We start from the raw sequence: 14,807 nt of genomic DNA on the forward strand, positions 1-14,807 counted from the left end.
TGCATCCCGTGCTTTTTTGCTGTCGTTATTTTTGAGTCAGCCATTCTGCTGCTGCTTCGATCGTCGGCATGACGAGCTGATGACCGTGGTTTGACCAGGTCACATCAACCGTAGCTCCTGCCTGTTCAAAAATCGCTTTCAAATCTTCCGTCTCCGAAGCCGGACAGATTGGATCGTTCGTTCCGGCTCCGATAAAGATTCGAACCCGCGACGAATCCGGTAACGTCACACCGCGACGCGGTACCATCGGATGCAATAAAATCGCCTGTTCAAATAACCGTTCTTCAAACATCATATTCGCTGCGATGTTGGCACCATTCGAATAACCGACCGGGATGACATCTTGAAGCGAAAAGTCCGACGTGCGGCTCATGTCTTTCACGAACTCCATCAAACGGGCTGTCCGGAGGGCGAGATCCTCTTCATCAAAAACCCCTTCCGCCAATCGTTTGAAGAATCGGGGCATTCCGTTTTCCGTCACCTCACCCCGGACCGACAGATAACCGGCCTCCGGATCGAGGAGCCGGACGAGTCCGACTAAATCCTGTTCAGTCCCGCCTGTTCCGTGCAATAAAAGAAAAATGGGTGCGCCTGGTCGTTTAGCAGGTTCAAATAAATGAATCATATGAGTCTCCCCTTTGGTAGTCTGATGGGTGCGACATGTCCTTCAATTGTCGCCCGGTGTGCTTCGAACTGTTCCGGTAATTTTAACGCTTCTCCTAATACTTCAAATGCTTCATCGACCGCAAATCCCGGATTATCGGTGGCGATTTCATGCAGAATCCGTCCACGGTCGTGGAAGTAGACCGATGTAAAGTAATTCCGGTCTTTCACTTCTGTCGTCATCAAGCCAAACGTATTGATTTGTTTCATCCAGTCCATTTGCTGTGCCTGATCATCGGCCCGCCACGCGATATGGTGGACGGTCCCGGCACCCGGTCGCCCAACCGGTACGTTCGTATGCAGGATATCGACGGTGTTGCCGAATTCGCCTTCCGCTTCATAACGATCCATCGTCTCGGAACGTTTCGCAACCGTTAATCCGAATGCATCCGTTAAGAGACGTCCTGTATCTGCCGGATCATGCGACAACAAGGTCGCACCGGCAAACCCTTTGATGGCGACATCGGTTGAGATGCCGTCGATTTCAAAGCGGCTGTTTGCGCCTTTGCTGCGTTCGACGAGTTCAATCTGTAATCCGTGCGGATCCTGAAAGACAAGTTGTTTTTCGCTGAAACGTTCGGCTTCTTCAAAGACAACTCCTTTTTCCGTCAAACGGTTTTTCCAAAAGTCATAGCTCCCAGTCGGAATCGCATATGCCGTCGTTCCAACCTGCCCCGCTCCGACTTTCCCCTGCTGCATGCCTTCAAACGGGAAAAAGGTGATAATCGTCCCGGGTGCACCCGATTCATTGCCGAAATAAAAATGATAGGTTCCCGGATCGTCAAAGTTGACCGTTTTCTTGACGAAACGCAGACCAAGCGTCGTACCGTAAAAATCAAGATTTTCCTGTGGATTACCGACCATTGCTGAAATGTGATGAATGCCTTTTGTTTTCATATTCGTTCACGCTCCCTTCTCATCATTCCCTTTAACACAATAATAGTAACTTATTTACTAAAAGTAAATTTTTATGCTTGAACATCTCTTTTTTGGAACCTTTCTTCCATTTCCCCGTAAGAATAAGAGATACTTCAACTGGACCATGCATTTTATCTGAATGAGGGAGGACTGATTCCATGCTTGAAATCAAAGCCATCACGAAACGATTCGGGACGTTCACAGCGGTCGACGATTTATCATTCGAAGTGCCGGAAGGACAGATTTTCGGATTACTCGGAGCGAACGGGGCCGGAAAAACAACGACGTTCCGGATGTTACTCGGTTTATTGAAACCGACGGAAGGGTCGATCACCTGGAAAGGACAGCCGATTCCTTTATCAAAAATCGGTTACCTTCCTGAGGAACGTGGCTTGTATCCGAAAATCCGGGTCGACGAACAATTGATTTTTTTAGCCGAACTACGTGACATGAAACGAAAAGATGCTAAACAGTCTTTACTCGAATGGCTCAATTACTTCCAGATTCCGCAGTACGAAAAGATGCGTGTCGAACAATTATCAAAAGGTAATCAACAAAAGATCCAATTGATTTCTGCCGTCTTACATAAACCGGACCTGCTGATTTTAGATGAACCGTTCAGCGGACTCGATCCCGTTAACGTCGAACAACTGAAAAAAGCGGTCCGGAAACTGACGGCAGAAGGAACGACCATCGTCTTCTCGAGCCACCGGATGGATCATGTTGAAGAACTGTGCGAACATGTCGCTATTCTCGATCACGGGAAACCGGTCGTCGCCGGTTACCTGCCGGAAATCAAGGCCGGATACGGCAAGACACGGGTCTTGTTGACGACAGATGCCCCTGCCCTGCTTTGGGATGCATTGCCGGGAATTCTCCAGGTCGAATCAGACGGAACCGGTCACAATTTACAGGTGGAATCGAAAGAAGCTGCAGATTCCCTGCTCCGTCATTTGATTACGGAAGGATTCCATGTCGAACGATTCGTCTGGGATCAACTATCCCTGCAGGACATCTTCATCGAGGAGGTTGGAAAACGTTATGAACCGTAAATTCCTGACATTGTATCGGTTTAGTCTGTTTCAAAAATTACGCGCGAAAAGTTTTCTCATCTCGACCGTTCTGATGATTGTGTTCCTCGTTGGATTCAGCAACATCGAACGGATCATCGACTGGTTTTCGGGCGATGACCCGAAAATCGCAGTCGTCAGCTCCCTGGAAGCTCCGATCATTCCCGTCTTAAAAGACGTCGGTATCAAAACGAATATTACCGAAAAAGACTATTCCCTGAAACAGGCGCGACAAGTCGTCGACAAAGGAACGTATGATGCTGTCGCCTTATTGTCCGACGATCCGTACCGGGTGACGTTAATCAGTGCCAGTCCGGAACAGGAGTTGCAGACGCAACTGTCTGCCGCTTTAAAACAGGTCCGTGATCAGACGGTCATCACTGACGCCGACGTCGATCCGGCGTTGCTTGCTTCGCTTGCCGCTCCCATCGACGTCAAACAAGAATTGACATCGACCGGCGGCAAAAGCGAAGACGAATTGTTCGCTGCTTCCGCCCTCGTCTATGTATTGCTGTTCCTGATGTACTTTACGATTGCCATCTACGGCGGCATGATCGTGACGGAAATTGCCAATGAAAAATCATCGCGTGTCATGGAATTGCTGATTTCTGCCGCCAGCCCGATTCAGCATATGTTGGCGAAAATCACCTCGATCGCCACCGTCAGTCTGATTCAATTATCGTTACTCGTCGGAGTCGGCTATTACAGTGCCCAAAGCAGCAGTCTGTTTGATCAGCTGTCGCTTGATTCACTGAGCGTCAAGACGATTGTGTATCTGTTCGTCTTCTTCTTGCTCGGTTATCTGCTGTATGCGACGCTGCTCGCCGCCCTCGGTTCGCTCGTCAGTCGGGTTGAAGATGCCCAACAGGTCACCTTGCCGGTCATCATGTTGATCGTCGCTGCTTTCACGGTGTCGATTTTCAGCCTGAACGCCCCGACGAACCAGGCAGTCGTCATCCTGTCATTCGTGCCGTTCTTTACCCCGATGTTGATGTTCTTACGTGTCATGCTGACGGAAGTCCCGGTCTGGCAAGTCGCGTTATCCCTCCTCCTGATGGGAATCAGCATCGCCCTCGCCCTGTTCGTCGGAACACGATTCTATCGCGGGGGTGTCCTCTTTTACGGATCAAATCCGTTGAAGCAACTGCGTCGTATTTTAGGTGGCCGCCAGTAGTAGTTTACAAGACGAACCGTTTCCGCTATCGTTAGGTGAGAAAAAGCCTTGAGGAGGAATTACGTTATGCGGTCTCGTTTTTGGGCAGCGATTTTATTCACAGCTGCCGCCATCGTCTCGTCCCTTGTCATGTTTACGAAATTTCCACAAGCAAGTGAGACATGGAAGCTGGTCCTCGCTTATGGCGGAGTGACATTCATCGTCAGTTTATTTTATTGGTCTTTCGTCGCTGTACGCGTCCAGTCCTCCCGTTTATATGGAAGCTGGATCGGCGTCTTTATCGGTGGAACAACAGTCTTACTCGTTTGTGTCGCTCGTTTCCTGATTCGGGGAGACTTCATGATGATTTTAAAATGGCAGGCCATGCTTGGCAGTCTGACTTTAAACTTCGGATATGTCGGCTGGGTGCTTGTCATCGCAAATGCCTTCATCGGTTTCTTGATTGGACGGACACGACAAAAAGGACGCCGGGCACCACGTCCTGCACCACAGCGTTAATTCATTTAAAACAGAACTGACTTGAACGTCAGTGTTCATACAAACGAGGAAGACGGATATTACATCCGCCTTCCTCGTTTGTTTATCCTTCCGTTCGGATCGTTTATTTACGGTGATAACGTGCCCGGTCAACTGATTGACTGAACTTCGTATAACAATCGGTTACTGTCGTCTCGGTTTCTTCCGTCAGACGATTGAGGTATTCATCGAGTTGAAGCATCGTCGGGAGTTTGTCCGCAAACAATTCGAACGTCTCGTTCGCCTCTTCCCGTTGCAGTTCCCCCGCCTCCATGACTGCTTCCACCAATTCGTGAAAAATCCGCTGTTCCGTCGCACTCATGGTCTGTTCAATCCGTTTGACGTCTTCGTCATACATTAAATCGAACAGGCGCATCCGTTCTTCCAGTTGTTGTTCAATCATTGTTTCATCTTGTCCCATCGTCTGTTCATACGCCAATCGCATTTCTTCGAGCGGCGTTCTTTCCTGCATGACGAACTTCAAGGACTCCCCGGTCCAGATGTGTCGTGCCAAGTAACTGGAATCGATATGCAGGGCCTCCGCCAAAGATTCGATATACGCTTTCGTCGGATACACTTCGCTGAGTTCCGTACGACGAATGAAATAGGGGGCAACCCCAAGATTTTCCGCCAACTGGTCGATTGAAATTCCGGCACGTTCCCGTAAGATTCGGATGCGGTCACCGTATCCCCGGTAAGGTGAATGGTCCAGCATATTATCCCTCCTCGCTATGCTATTATCATACCCTTGAATCGGGTATCGCATACATCGAACTTTCGCACGATTTTTTCATCAGATGCCGCGGATAGCGGACCCATAAAGGCAAGATACTGATGAAATAACAGCCGGTGACGATTCCGATCCAGGTGAAGGATAAGGGAAGAAACGGACCGATTTCCAGTCCCCCATTCGATAAGATGACCTGAAAGAGCAACCAGGCATGAAAAATCGAAATGAAGTACGGAACCATCAAGACCGTACCGTATTTGATGAACAGGAAACGACGGATGCTCCGTTTACTGAAACCGAGCGCAGACAATGTCTTTAACCGCTTTTGTTCACGTTCTGCCGTCATCTGCATCCAGACGTGCAGGAAGCTCGCATTGATGACAAACAGCCAGACCGTCAACAGAATGACAACAAACGAGACCAGCCGGATGATGCGAATCCCGTCCAGTTTATCTTCCGTCTCATTGATCAGCTGGTACGGAACCGGAGTGTTTTTACCTAGCTCTGCTTTGGATTGAATTTCCCGGACAATCGACATCCAACGCGTCCAGCGGTCCGTCCCGTAATCGGCATACGATGGTGTATCAAAGACACGGATATGGAATACCGGACGATCCATCGTGGTAAAAGCACGGTCACTGACGACGAATAATGTTTCAATCCGGTCATTGTACCCGAATAGCAGACGATGTTCCGCCATCGGCTCAAGCCGGTAGCCGGCTTGCTTCATCCCGGCTTTTGCTTTTTGCATCGTCGGTGTCACTTCCTTGACTTGAACCGGACGGGCCGGAATCATGAAAGTTTGTTTGTCCGTCAACAGCGTCCGTTGCTCATGACCCAGATGCTTCATCAGTTCGTTATAATCCGATAACGGAATTACGTACCGGGTCTTGACTCCTTTGAGCCGGACATCCTGCCGGTATTTGTCCGGAAACGTTTTTGTCATCGTCCGTTCCAGTTTTTCCAGACGTTCGGACGGGACGGCAGCTTCTTCGTAATAGACCAGTCCGAATTGATTGTTCGACGACAGATCAAATCCGATCAGTTGAAAGATAAAGACGAGACCGACGGCCGTCAAAGCACAGGAGGTCAAGATTGTTCCGAGCGCGACCAGCGTACTGTTCGTTTTTAACTGAATCGCGATTTCCGAGACGATTAACTTCCGTAACGACAACCGTCGCGGACGATACAGTTTAAGCACCATCGGGATGACGTGACGGCAGAAAAAGAACGAGCCGACAAAGATGATGAAAGGAAAGACGAACAGAAAGGTATCTTGTTGTGTCAATGCCATGAAATATCCGTAAAACAGAATGAGCACTGCCACTCCCTGCATCGTAAGACCAAACCGGATCCGGAAGCGCGAACGGGACCGGACAGGACGATCCGGTCGGAATCTATAAATCGCGAGGACGGTCGCAATCAAGAGGGTCAGGAGCGCACCTGCAATCAACACTAAAAACGAGGTAAGGGACAGTTCGATCGTCAGTCGCGGTAAGAACATGACTTTTTCAATCGAGAGTAACATCAGTTTCGTCAGGACGACACCGAGCGTGATACCGCCGATGATCGCCAGCCCGCCGACAATCAGGATTTCAATCATAAAATATTTCAGGAAATGCGAAAATCCGCTTCCGAGCGTCCGCATCACCCGTAAATCGTTTTTCCGGTGCTCGAGCATCGTATACGTTGTCGAATAAATAAACAAGATACTAAAAAACAGGATGATGACTTCGGCAATGAATACAAACAGCATCGTCAGTTCGATGACCTGATTGAGTTGACTTAAAACTTTGGCGATGTTCTGAAACGATTCGCTGACGACGAGGTTCCAGTAACTCGTCGCAATCGTCATCGCGACGATGATCGTCAACGCGTATCCATAGTAGAGACGCTGGTACCGCTTGATGTTACGTAGGGCGTATTGCAGATAAGTGATGTTCATCCCCTCCTAATAACGAGAGCGACTCAATGACACGCTGAAAGAAGACCCGGCGTGGTTCATCCCGGAACAATTCCGTTTGAATGCTGCCATCTTTCAGGAACAGGACGTGATTGCAATACGAGGCGACCGTCGGATCATGGGTGACGATGACCATCGTCATGCCTGCCGCATTCAATTCTGCCAGCAATTCCATGACGTGTTTCGTCGCCTGAAAATCAAGAGCGCCCGTCGGTTCGTCCGCGAGCATCAGCCGCGGTGCGTGAATCAGGGCACGCCCGATCGCCGTCCGTTGCCGTTGCCCGCCGGATACTTCATCCACCTGTTTGTCGAGCAATTCGTCAATCTGCAACCGTTTTGCGAGATGTTGCATTTCTTCCCGGGCTTCCTTCGTCTTTTTTCCGCTGAGCATCAGAGGAACGAGCATATTTTCAGCCACCGTCAACGAATCCAGCAAGTTGAACTCCTGAAAGATGATTCCGAGCGTCTCACGCCGGAAGCGGGTTGTTTCTTTCCGTTTGAACGTTGCCGTATCGATATCTTCAATCAAAATCGATCCCCAACTGGGTTGATCGAGTGTCGCGAGCAGGTTGATCAAGGTCGACTTTCCGCTGCCGGACGGTCCCATGACGGCGACCATCTCCCCTTCCTCCACCCGAAAGTTGATATCCGTCAATGGTTGTTCCGTCACTTTTCCGGGATAGACTTTTCCTAACTGTTTGACTTCAATCATGTTGTTTCCCTCCTACCAGTGTAAGACGACAGGTCGTTCCGACACCTTCCGTGCTGTCGAGTTCAATCGTATGCCCGAGCTTCAGACAAATCTGACTGACGAAGTACAGTCCCATCCCGGTTGATTCTCCGTAACGTCGTCCATTTTCGCCCGTGAAAAATGCATTGAAGACACGCGGGACGTCACGTTTCGGAATCCCGACGCCGTCATCTTCAATCGTCAGCACGATTTTCCCGGATTGTTCGACCGCCCGAATGCAGACTTCGTGACCATGACCGGCTGTATATTTGACGGCATTCGTGATCAATTGCAACACTAAAAAGCGGAACCACTTCGAGTCGGTATAGATATAAAAATCCGGTGAGAGTTCCAGCTTCGGATACACTTTATTTTTGACGAACAGCCGTTTTTCCTGATTGATGATACTCGTCACCAGCGTCCGAAGATTTAAACGCTCCGCCTTCAAGTCCGTTTCAATCGCTTCGAGACGCGACGAATACAGCATCTGATCCAGTCCGATTCGCATCCGGTCGACTTCATGGCGTAAGTCCGCCTGGAACTGTTCCCCCGGATGCTCGAGAATCAATTCGATGACCGAAAGCGGCGTCTTCATTTGATGAATCCATTGATCGACGTACCGGTGCCGTTCCTTTTCCTTCCGCCGCTCCGCAAACAGACTGTTTCGAAAGACGGTCTGTTGCCGTTCTAAAAAGTGTTCGACGGCTGCCGCAAGCGGTTCGTCGCTGTCCGCCCGGATGGGTTCTGCGACCGATTGAATCGGTGTCTGCAATCGTTTGAGCAACGGTAACATACTAAAGAAACGGTAACTTAAATAAATCAGCAAGGCGATTGCATTTAAAAGAGCAATATAAAAAAAGGCAGCCGGGCGATAGAGGTCATATAACCATAAGATGAGGAACAAGGCTACCATCTGTCCGCTGAAGAAAAGAATGCCCGGAATCGTATGTCTGAAAAAAAGTCTCATTTGTCGAGGACCAGTTTATAGCCGACTCCCCGGACCGTTTCAAGGCCCCCGATTCCGATTTCCGCCAGTCGTTTCCGTACACGGGTGATGTTGACGTTCAGCGTGTTTTCATCGACGAACGCTTCATCATCCCAAATCCGTTCCAACAAGTCACCCCGACTGACAATCCGTGGACTCACCGTCAATAACATCTCTAAAATCAATCCTTCTTTTTTCGATAGTTCAATAGACCGTTCCTCATGTTCGACGATATAACGATCCAAATACAATGTCAGACCGGCACGACTGACCGTCCGCTCCTCACTCTCCTGGGACAATGTCCCGTACGCACGTCGAATCTGACTTTTGATTTTCGCAATGACGACGGCTCCCTGGAAGGGTTTGACGATATAGTCATCCGCTCCATATTCGAGTGCCATGACTTGATCCATCTCCCCGACACGGGCCGAGATGAACAGGATGGGTGCCCGCGTCTTCATCCGGAGCTGACGGCACCAATAAAATCCGTCAAACTTTGGCAAGTTGACGTCCAACAGGATGACGTCCGGTTGCGTTTCTTCGAATCGAGCGACGACATCTCCTAATCCATCTTCGTGAATGACATGAAAATCGTACCGTTCCAACAGTTCTTTTAATAACAGTGCAATCTGTTGATCGTCTTCTACTAATAAAATGGTTTCCATCTGCAGATTCAACTCCTTCTTCCTCCATGATACCGAACAAAAAATGGACTGGAAACGATTATTCGTTTCCCGCCCATTTGAATTAGATGACGATCCGCCGATAAGCACGCACCGTGACGAGATAGTACAACAGATAAACGATGGTATAACAACCGATTGCAAGTGACATCGGTAACCGCAAATCATAGTTCAACAATTTTTGCAGAACTTGCATCGCAAACAGACTGTGGACCAGACCAAGCAGATACGGCAAGACGAACATGAAACCGACCGAGCGTCGGATGATACCGGTCTGCTCTTGCTGATCGACACCAATCTTTTGAATGATTTCAAACCGTTGTTTCGATTCTTCTGCTTCCGCAAGCATTTTAAAGTAAATGATGGATCCAGTCGCCAGTAAAAAGACGAGTCCGAGGAATCCGGCGGCAAAGGCAAGCAATCCTGTCGTCGCCGTCGTCATGGCGTAGACCGGATAATAGGCTGCCATCTCTGTCTCTGCTTTTTCACCATACAACTGCTCCAGTCGGTTGATCAGCCCGTCATCCGACCGTTCGTCGGAGAACTGATAGTTCGTCAGCATGGCAGCTTTTTCCGGCATTATCGCAAAGGCATCATCCGAAACAGCAAAGGCCAACCGTTTTTTCGCATACAGTTGAGTAAGTGGTAGATTCGTCGCACCGGTAATCCGAAAGGACGAATGTGTGTCTTTAAACGTCACTCCGATTGGGGACCGAACGGATTCCTCCAATAAATCATTGCCTTTGAACGTCTCAAGGACAATCGCTTCGCCTGTTGCCGGTTCGGGTAGCACACGTTTTCCGTTACTCTTCGCGAGCTTCTGATAATCGGAATAACTGATATAACTGAACTGTCCGGGTTCCCCGTCAAACGCGTATGTCTGGTACGACGTCGTAAACGACAGCGGATTCGGCAGCTCCTCGAGCGTATGATTGACGTTCTTGACGTTGACCATCGTCCGCGACTCAATTGTCTGATTCGATGACCGGATTAATTTTTCTGCCTCTGCTTGTTTGCTTGCAACTGACAAGCTGTATGGCATTTGTTCCTCGACCGTCCGATCGATGTAATAGTAGATCGATGTCGCTGTCCCGACTGTCGTAAGCGTGACGGCAGTGATGACGGTGATCGTCGACAACATGACAGCATTCGATTTAATCCGCGATATCAATTGCCCGTGTAAAATCAAGTTCGTGCCACGGTAATGCCGAAGGCGTTTACTGACGACACGCAGTAAAAAAATCGTGAAGTAGCTCATCGTGCCGAACGTTCCGACAATGATACAGACCATCAAAATTGGTGCGACGATTGTAAAGTGAGCGAGCAACGGTTTCCCCGTCAAGTAATAACCGGTACCAATCAATAAGACGGACACTACGGCAAGAACCGGATGCACTTTCGGGATGGTTTCAACCTGCTGTTTCGCCTTAAACAATTCGATCAAGGTAAACCGGTAAATCGTCCGGGCTGAACGGAGCGCAATCACAAGGAAGATTGTCAAGAAGACAACAACCGTCTGACCGATTGCACCGGCGTTGATCGAAAAATCTGCTTCAATCGTCATTCCCATCACGTACGCCAACAGTTGGACAAAATACTTCGAGGCGACCGTACCAAGCAGAACTCCAATCAACAGCCCAATCAATCCATACCCCATCGTCTCAAGAAACAGCAACTTCGCAATCTGTTGGCGTTCGAGACCAAGTAAGGCATACAGACCGATTTCCTGTTTCCGGCGTCGTAAGAAAAAATCACTCGAATACCAGATAAAGATGGCGGAAAAGAGTGCCAGAATCACACTCGAACCTGTAAAGACCGTCCCGAGTTTTCCGTACAATTCATTGGCTTGTAACATCGCTTCATTGGAGCGGATTGCTAAAAACGTATAGTAAATTAAAATCGCAAACGTGACAGCACCGAGATACATCACATTCTGACGGATGTTCTTTAAATTCCGGAAAGCTAACTTAAACAAGTTCACGAACCGCACCTCCGAGTTCACGTTGAACTTCCATGATTTGCTCGAAAAACTCTTTGCGTGTCCCGAACTGATGAATTTCACGGAACAATTCGCCGTCTTTGACGAACAGAACCCGTTCCGCATACGACGCGGTTACCGGATCATGCGTCACCATCAAAATCGTCGCCCCCTGTTCGTTCAGACCGGCCATTGCTTCAAGCAGACCGGTCGCTGATTTTGAATCGAGTGCACCGGTCGGCTCATCCGCTAAAATCAGTGACGGCTGATGGACGATTGCACGTGCGGCGGCCGTTCGTTGTTTTTGACCACCAGACAGTTCGGACGGCCGTTTCGCGAGTAACTCCCCGATTCCAAGCTCTCGGGCGACAGATGCGACCCGAACCAAAATATCGGCTTTCGGGACCTGCTGTAACGCAAGCGGTAAGGCAATGTTTTCTTCGATGGTCATCGTATCGAGCAGGTTAAAATCCTGAAAGATAAAACCAAGCTGTTCCCGCCGAAAACGGGCCAGCTGTTTTTCCTTCATTGCGGTCACATCTTCCCCGTTAATCTGAATCGTACCGTCCGTCGGTTGATCGATCGTTGACAATAGATTTAACAATGTTGATTTTCCGGCTCCAGACGGACCCATGATACTGACGAATTCTGCGTCGTGAATCGTCAGTGTCGTCGGCCGGAGAGCCTCGTGTCGGGCATTTTTCGTCTGATAGACTTTCGTAATCTGTTCTGCGTGTAAGATGGCTTTCATGATGTGTTTCCTCCCGTATTCTTCATGTTGCTTTTAGTATAAGGAACACCATTCCTTTCAAAGAATCGGCTAGACTTTCATTCATCTTACAAAACAGTAAGCTCGGGTATGAGACGACAAAAAAAGCCCCCTCATCTAGGACAAGGGGACTGATTCGGTGTGTAATTATTTATGTGTTGCTTTGAAGAGTTCTGTTTCGCCTGCGACAACAGATGTTCCTTCAGCCGGTACTGCAGAAAGTGTAAATTGATCGTGGTTCGTCACGATGATTGGTGTGATTGTTGATGGTGCGTTCGCACGGATGAAGTCGAGGTCGAATTCAACAAGAACGTCACCGGCTTTCACTTTATCACCAGATTGGACGTGTGCTGTGAAGCCTTCACCTTTAAGGTTAACTGTATCTAATCCAACGTGGATCAATAACTCAAGACCGTCTTCGCCTTTAAGACCAATCGCGTGTTTTGTCGGGAAAATGGTTTCGACCGTTGCGTTGATCGGTGAAACGACTTTACCTTCCGTTGGTTCGATGGCGATACCGTCGCCCATCATTTTTTGCGAGAAAACTTGATCGGGTACGTTCTCGATGCTGACGATTTTACCTGTAAGGGCAGAAGCAATTTTCGTGTTTCCTTCATCATTACCACCAAACAATTTTTTAAAGAATCCCATGATACTATCCCTCTACTTTCTCGATCGTTTTCTTCTTGACGAAGATTCGATTTTTTTATAGGAGCCAGTTAAATACGAACTCGCTCACGTTCTCACAAAAAGCATACGTTTGTAACTCTGGTTTTGCAAGTATTTTTGTGTGATAATAGTTAGAAATCACAAGGAGGCGCTTACATGTTAACATTTTCAGAACTTACATATGTCCGTCCTGACCTGAACGTCCTTGAAACTTCCATGCATGCTGCAATCGCTCGTTTGCGTGAAGCAACTGAGGTAGACACAGCAAACAATGCCATCTCTGAGATTAATACCCTTAGAAATCAATTTGAAACAGCCAGTCAACTCGTGGAGATTCGTCACACGATCGATACACGCGATGGTTTCTATGAAACGGAGCAAGGTTTCTTTGACGAAGCCGGTCCGGTTTATCAAGGATATGTCTCGAGTTATTATCAAACGTTGACGACGCATCCCCTCCGCTCTTCACTTGAATCCACATGGGGGAAACAACTTTTCTTACTGGCGGAAGCCAGCTTAAAAACATTTTCTGACGCCATCATCCCAAAACTCCAGGAAGAAAATCGTTTGGCAAGTGAATATACGAAGCTGATGTCGGCGGCGCAAATTGAATTCGACGGCAAGACATTGAACTTGTCCCAGTTTGGTCCATATCTTCAGTCGGCCGACCGGACTGTCCGAAAAGCCGCTTCTGAAGCACGTTACGGCTACTTAAAAGAGCACGGCGACGCGATTGATACGATTTACGACAAACTTGTTCATGTCCGGACCGATATCGCGAAGACACTTGGTTTCCCGTCATTCGTTGAACTCGGTTACGCCCGGATGTTGCGTGTCGATTACGATCAATCGATGGTCGAAAACTACCGGGAACAGATTCTCGAGACGATCGTTCCGATTGCAACATCCCTCAAAGAACGCCAGCAACGCCGGATTGGTGTCGATTCTCTTTATTATTACGATGAAGGATTTGCTTTCAAATCCGGAAATGCGACACCACAAGGCGAAGAAGCGTTCATCATCGAAGGCGGAAAGAAAATGTACCGCGACATGTCACCGGAGACAAACGAGTTCTTCGAGTATATGCTCGAACGCGGCGCACTCGACTTGACGGCCAAACCGGGGAAAGCCGGCGGCGGTTATTGTACGTATATCGCTGATGAAAAACTGCCGTTCATCTTCTCGAACTTTAACGGAACGGCCGGCGACATCGATGTTCTGACACACGAAGTCGGACACGCCTTCCAAGTCTATGAGAGCCGTCATTTCACGGTGCCGGAATATGGATTCCCGACGTACGAAGCGTGTGAAATCCACTCCATGTCGATGGAATACTTCGCTTACCCGTGGATGGAAGAATTCTTCGGCGATCAGACGGCGAAGTATAAGTTCAGTCACCTTGCCGGTGGCGTCACATTCTTACCATACGGCGTCGCAATCGATGAATTCCAGCATGTCATCTACAATCAACCGGAACTGACACCGGCAGAACGCCGGACGGCATGGCGTGATATTGAGAAGAAATATCTGCCACACCGGAACTATGAAGAAAATGATTATCTCGATTCAGGTGCCTGGTGGCACCAGCAGGGTCACGTCTTCGGCAGCCCGTTCTATTATATCGATTATACGCTCGCACAAGTCTGTGCCTTCCAGTTCTATGCCTGGATGGAACAAGACCGGGAAGCCGCTTGGAAATCGTATCTCGAGCTCTGTAAAGCCGGTGGATCGGAAAGCTTCCTGACACTCGTCGAACGCGCCGGACTGAAATCACCATTCGCTCCTGGTACGGTCGGTGCAGCCGTCGAACCGATCAAAGCTTATTTATCAGAAACGGATGATCTCGCACTCGACCGTGTTTGATTGATTCGCAAGAAAGAACATCAAAAAACGAACCGCCGGATTCCTGATTAGGGTAATCTTCGGTTCGTTTTTTGATTGGTTGTTTCACGAGAAGAA

The 14,807-nt window shown here is 48.8% G+C and carries 14 protein-coding genes; 4 read left to right on the forward strand and 10 right to left on the reverse strand.

Going from position 1 to position 14,807, the window contains the following annotated elements:
- Nucleotides 1-25 precede the first annotated feature (25 nt).
- Nucleotides 26-625 carry an alpha/beta hydrolase gene (locus AC3IRK_RS12935; RefSeq protein WP_131502252.1) on the reverse strand — a complete coding sequence of 200 codons (600 nt, stop codon included), beginning with the start codon at nt 623-625 and terminating at the stop codon, nt 26-28.
- On the reverse strand, nt 622-1,560 hold the full coding sequence (locus tag AC3IRK_RS12940) for a VOC family protein (RefSeq protein WP_489170053.1): 939 nt from the start codon (nt 1,558-1,560) through the stop codon (nt 622-624). Before AC3IRK_RS12940 ends, AC3IRK_RS12935 begins: the two co-directional genes overlap by 4 nt.
- A gap of 179 nt (nt 1,561-1,739) precedes the next feature.
- Here AC3IRK_RS12940 and AC3IRK_RS12945 point away from each other — a divergent pair, with 179 nt between their 5' ends.
- From AC3IRK_RS12945 to AC3IRK_RS12955, 3 genes are all read left to right on the forward strand, one after another.
- Nucleotides 1,740-2,633, forward strand: coding sequence for an ABC transporter ATP-binding protein (locus AC3IRK_RS12945; protein WP_131502254.1), 894 nt, complete (start codon nt 1,740-1,742; stop codon nt 2,631-2,633).
- Nucleotides 2,623-3,825: an ABC transporter permease gene (locus AC3IRK_RS12950; RefSeq protein WP_131502255.1), complete on the forward strand. Its 1,203-nt coding sequence runs from the start codon at nt 2,623-2,625 to the stop codon at nt 3,823-3,825. The genes AC3IRK_RS12945 and AC3IRK_RS12950 overlap by 11 nt, the downstream gene beginning before the upstream one ends.
- Before the next feature lie 66 nt (nt 3,826-3,891).
- The gene (locus tag AC3IRK_RS12955; RefSeq protein ID WP_131972279.1) at nt 3,892-4,323 is read left to right on the forward strand and encodes a hypothetical protein; all 432 of its coding nucleotides are present in this window, start codon (nt 3,892-3,894) and stop codon (nt 4,321-4,323) included.
- Nucleotides 4,324-4,426: 103 nt separating this feature from the next.
- On the opposite strand, the gene AC3IRK_RS12960 is transcribed toward AC3IRK_RS12955, so the two are convergent.
- The 8 genes from AC3IRK_RS12960 to AC3IRK_RS12995 form a co-directional block, all read right to left on the reverse strand.
- On the reverse strand, nt 4,427-5,056 hold the full coding sequence (locus AC3IRK_RS12960) for a helix-turn-helix domain-containing protein (RefSeq protein ID WP_131502256.1): 630 nt from the start codon (nt 5,054-5,056) through the stop codon (nt 4,427-4,429).
- A gap of 25 nt (nt 5,057-5,081) precedes the next feature.
- On the reverse strand, nt 5,082-7,016 hold the full coding sequence (locus AC3IRK_RS12965) for an ABC transporter permease (RefSeq protein ID WP_489170054.1): 1,935 nt from the start codon (nt 7,014-7,016) through the stop codon (nt 5,082-5,084).
- A complete protein-coding gene (locus tag AC3IRK_RS12970) occupies nt 6,982-7,746 on the reverse strand; it encodes an ABC transporter ATP-binding protein (protein ID WP_131502258.1) in 765 nt (254 codons plus the stop codon). The genes AC3IRK_RS12965 and AC3IRK_RS12970 overlap by 35 nt, the downstream gene beginning before the upstream one ends.
- Nucleotides 7,739-8,731 carry a sensor histidine kinase gene (locus AC3IRK_RS12975; protein WP_131502259.1) on the reverse strand — a complete coding sequence of 331 codons (993 nt, stop codon included), beginning with the start codon at nt 8,729-8,731 and terminating at the stop codon, nt 7,739-7,741. Before AC3IRK_RS12975 ends, AC3IRK_RS12970 begins: the two co-directional genes overlap by 8 nt.
- A complete protein-coding gene (locus AC3IRK_RS12980) occupies nt 8,728-9,414 on the reverse strand; it encodes a response regulator transcription factor (RefSeq protein WP_131502260.1) in 687 nt (228 codons plus the stop codon). The genes AC3IRK_RS12975 and AC3IRK_RS12980 overlap by 4 nt, the downstream gene beginning before the upstream one ends.
- Before the next feature lie 82 nt (nt 9,415-9,496).
- Nucleotides 9,497-11,413, reverse strand: coding sequence for an FtsX-like permease family protein (locus tag AC3IRK_RS12985; RefSeq protein ID WP_131502261.1), 1,917 nt, complete (start codon nt 11,411-11,413; stop codon nt 9,497-9,499).
- Nucleotides 11,400-12,161, reverse strand: coding sequence for an ABC transporter ATP-binding protein (locus tag AC3IRK_RS12990; protein ID WP_131502262.1), 762 nt, complete (start codon nt 12,159-12,161; stop codon nt 11,400-11,402). The genes AC3IRK_RS12985 and AC3IRK_RS12990 overlap by 14 nt, the downstream gene beginning before the upstream one ends.
- 165 nt (nt 12,162-12,326) lie before the next feature.
- On the reverse strand, nt 12,327-12,830 hold the full coding sequence (locus tag AC3IRK_RS12995; RefSeq protein ID WP_026827496.1) for a PTS sugar transporter subunit IIA: 504 nt from the start codon (nt 12,828-12,830) through the stop codon (nt 12,327-12,329).
- 174 nt (nt 12,831-13,004) lie between these two features.
- Here AC3IRK_RS12995 and AC3IRK_RS13000 point away from each other — a divergent pair, with 174 nt between their 5' ends.
- Entirely contained in the window at nt 13,005-14,711 is a 1,707-nt protein-coding gene (locus AC3IRK_RS13000; protein WP_131502263.1) for a M3 family oligoendopeptidase, read from the forward strand.
- Nucleotides 14,712-14,807: the final 96 nt, after the last annotated feature.

The organism is Exiguobacterium sp. GL_137 (assembly GCF_057834585.1).

Bases quoted from the DNA above. Each gene is read 5' to 3' on its own strand.
- AC3IRK_RS12935 (WP_131502252.1), bottom strand. From the start codon at position 625: ATGATTCATTTATTTGAACCTGCTAAACGACCAGGCGCACCCATTTTT.
- AC3IRK_RS12940 (WP_489170053.1), bottom strand. From the start codon at position 1,560: ATGAAAACAAAAGGCATTCATCACATTTCAGCAATGGTCGGTAATCCA.
- AC3IRK_RS12945 (WP_131502254.1), top strand. From the start codon at position 1,740: ATGCTTGAAATCAAAGCCATCACGAAACGATTCGGGACGTTCACAGCG.
- AC3IRK_RS12950 (WP_131502255.1), top strand. From the start codon at position 2,623: ATGAACCGTAAATTCCTGACATTGTATCGGTTTAGTCTGTTTCAAAAA.
- AC3IRK_RS12955 (WP_131972279.1), top strand. From the start codon at position 3,892: ATGCGGTCTCGTTTTTGGGCAGCGATTTTATTCACAGCTGCCGCCATC.
- AC3IRK_RS12960 (WP_131502256.1), bottom strand. From the start codon at position 5,056: ATGCTGGACCATTCACCTTACCGGGGATACGGTGACCGCATCCGAATC.
- AC3IRK_RS12965 (WP_489170054.1), bottom strand. From the start codon at position 7,016: ATGAACATCACTTATCTGCAATACGCCCTACGTAACATCAAGCGGTAC.
- AC3IRK_RS12970 (WP_131502258.1), bottom strand. From the start codon at position 7,746: ATGATTGAAGTCAAACAGTTAGGAAAAGTCTATCCCGGAAAAGTGACG.
- AC3IRK_RS12975 (WP_131502259.1), bottom strand. From the start codon at position 8,731: ATGAGACTTTTTTTCAGACATACGATTCCGGGCATTCTTTTCTTCAGC.
- AC3IRK_RS12980 (WP_131502260.1), bottom strand. From the start codon at position 9,414: ATGGAAACCATTTTATTAGTAGAAGACGATCAACAGATTGCACTGTTA.
- AC3IRK_RS12990 (WP_131502262.1), bottom strand. From the start codon at position 12,161: ATGAAAGCCATCTTACACGCAGAACAGATTACGAAAGTCTATCAGACG.
- AC3IRK_RS12995 (WP_026827496.1), bottom strand. From the start codon at position 12,830: ATGGGATTCTTTAAAAAATTGTTTGGTGGTAATGATGAAGGAAACACG.
- AC3IRK_RS13000 (WP_131502263.1), top strand. From the start codon at position 13,005: ATGTTAACATTTTCAGAACTTACATATGTCCGTCCTGACCTGAACGTC.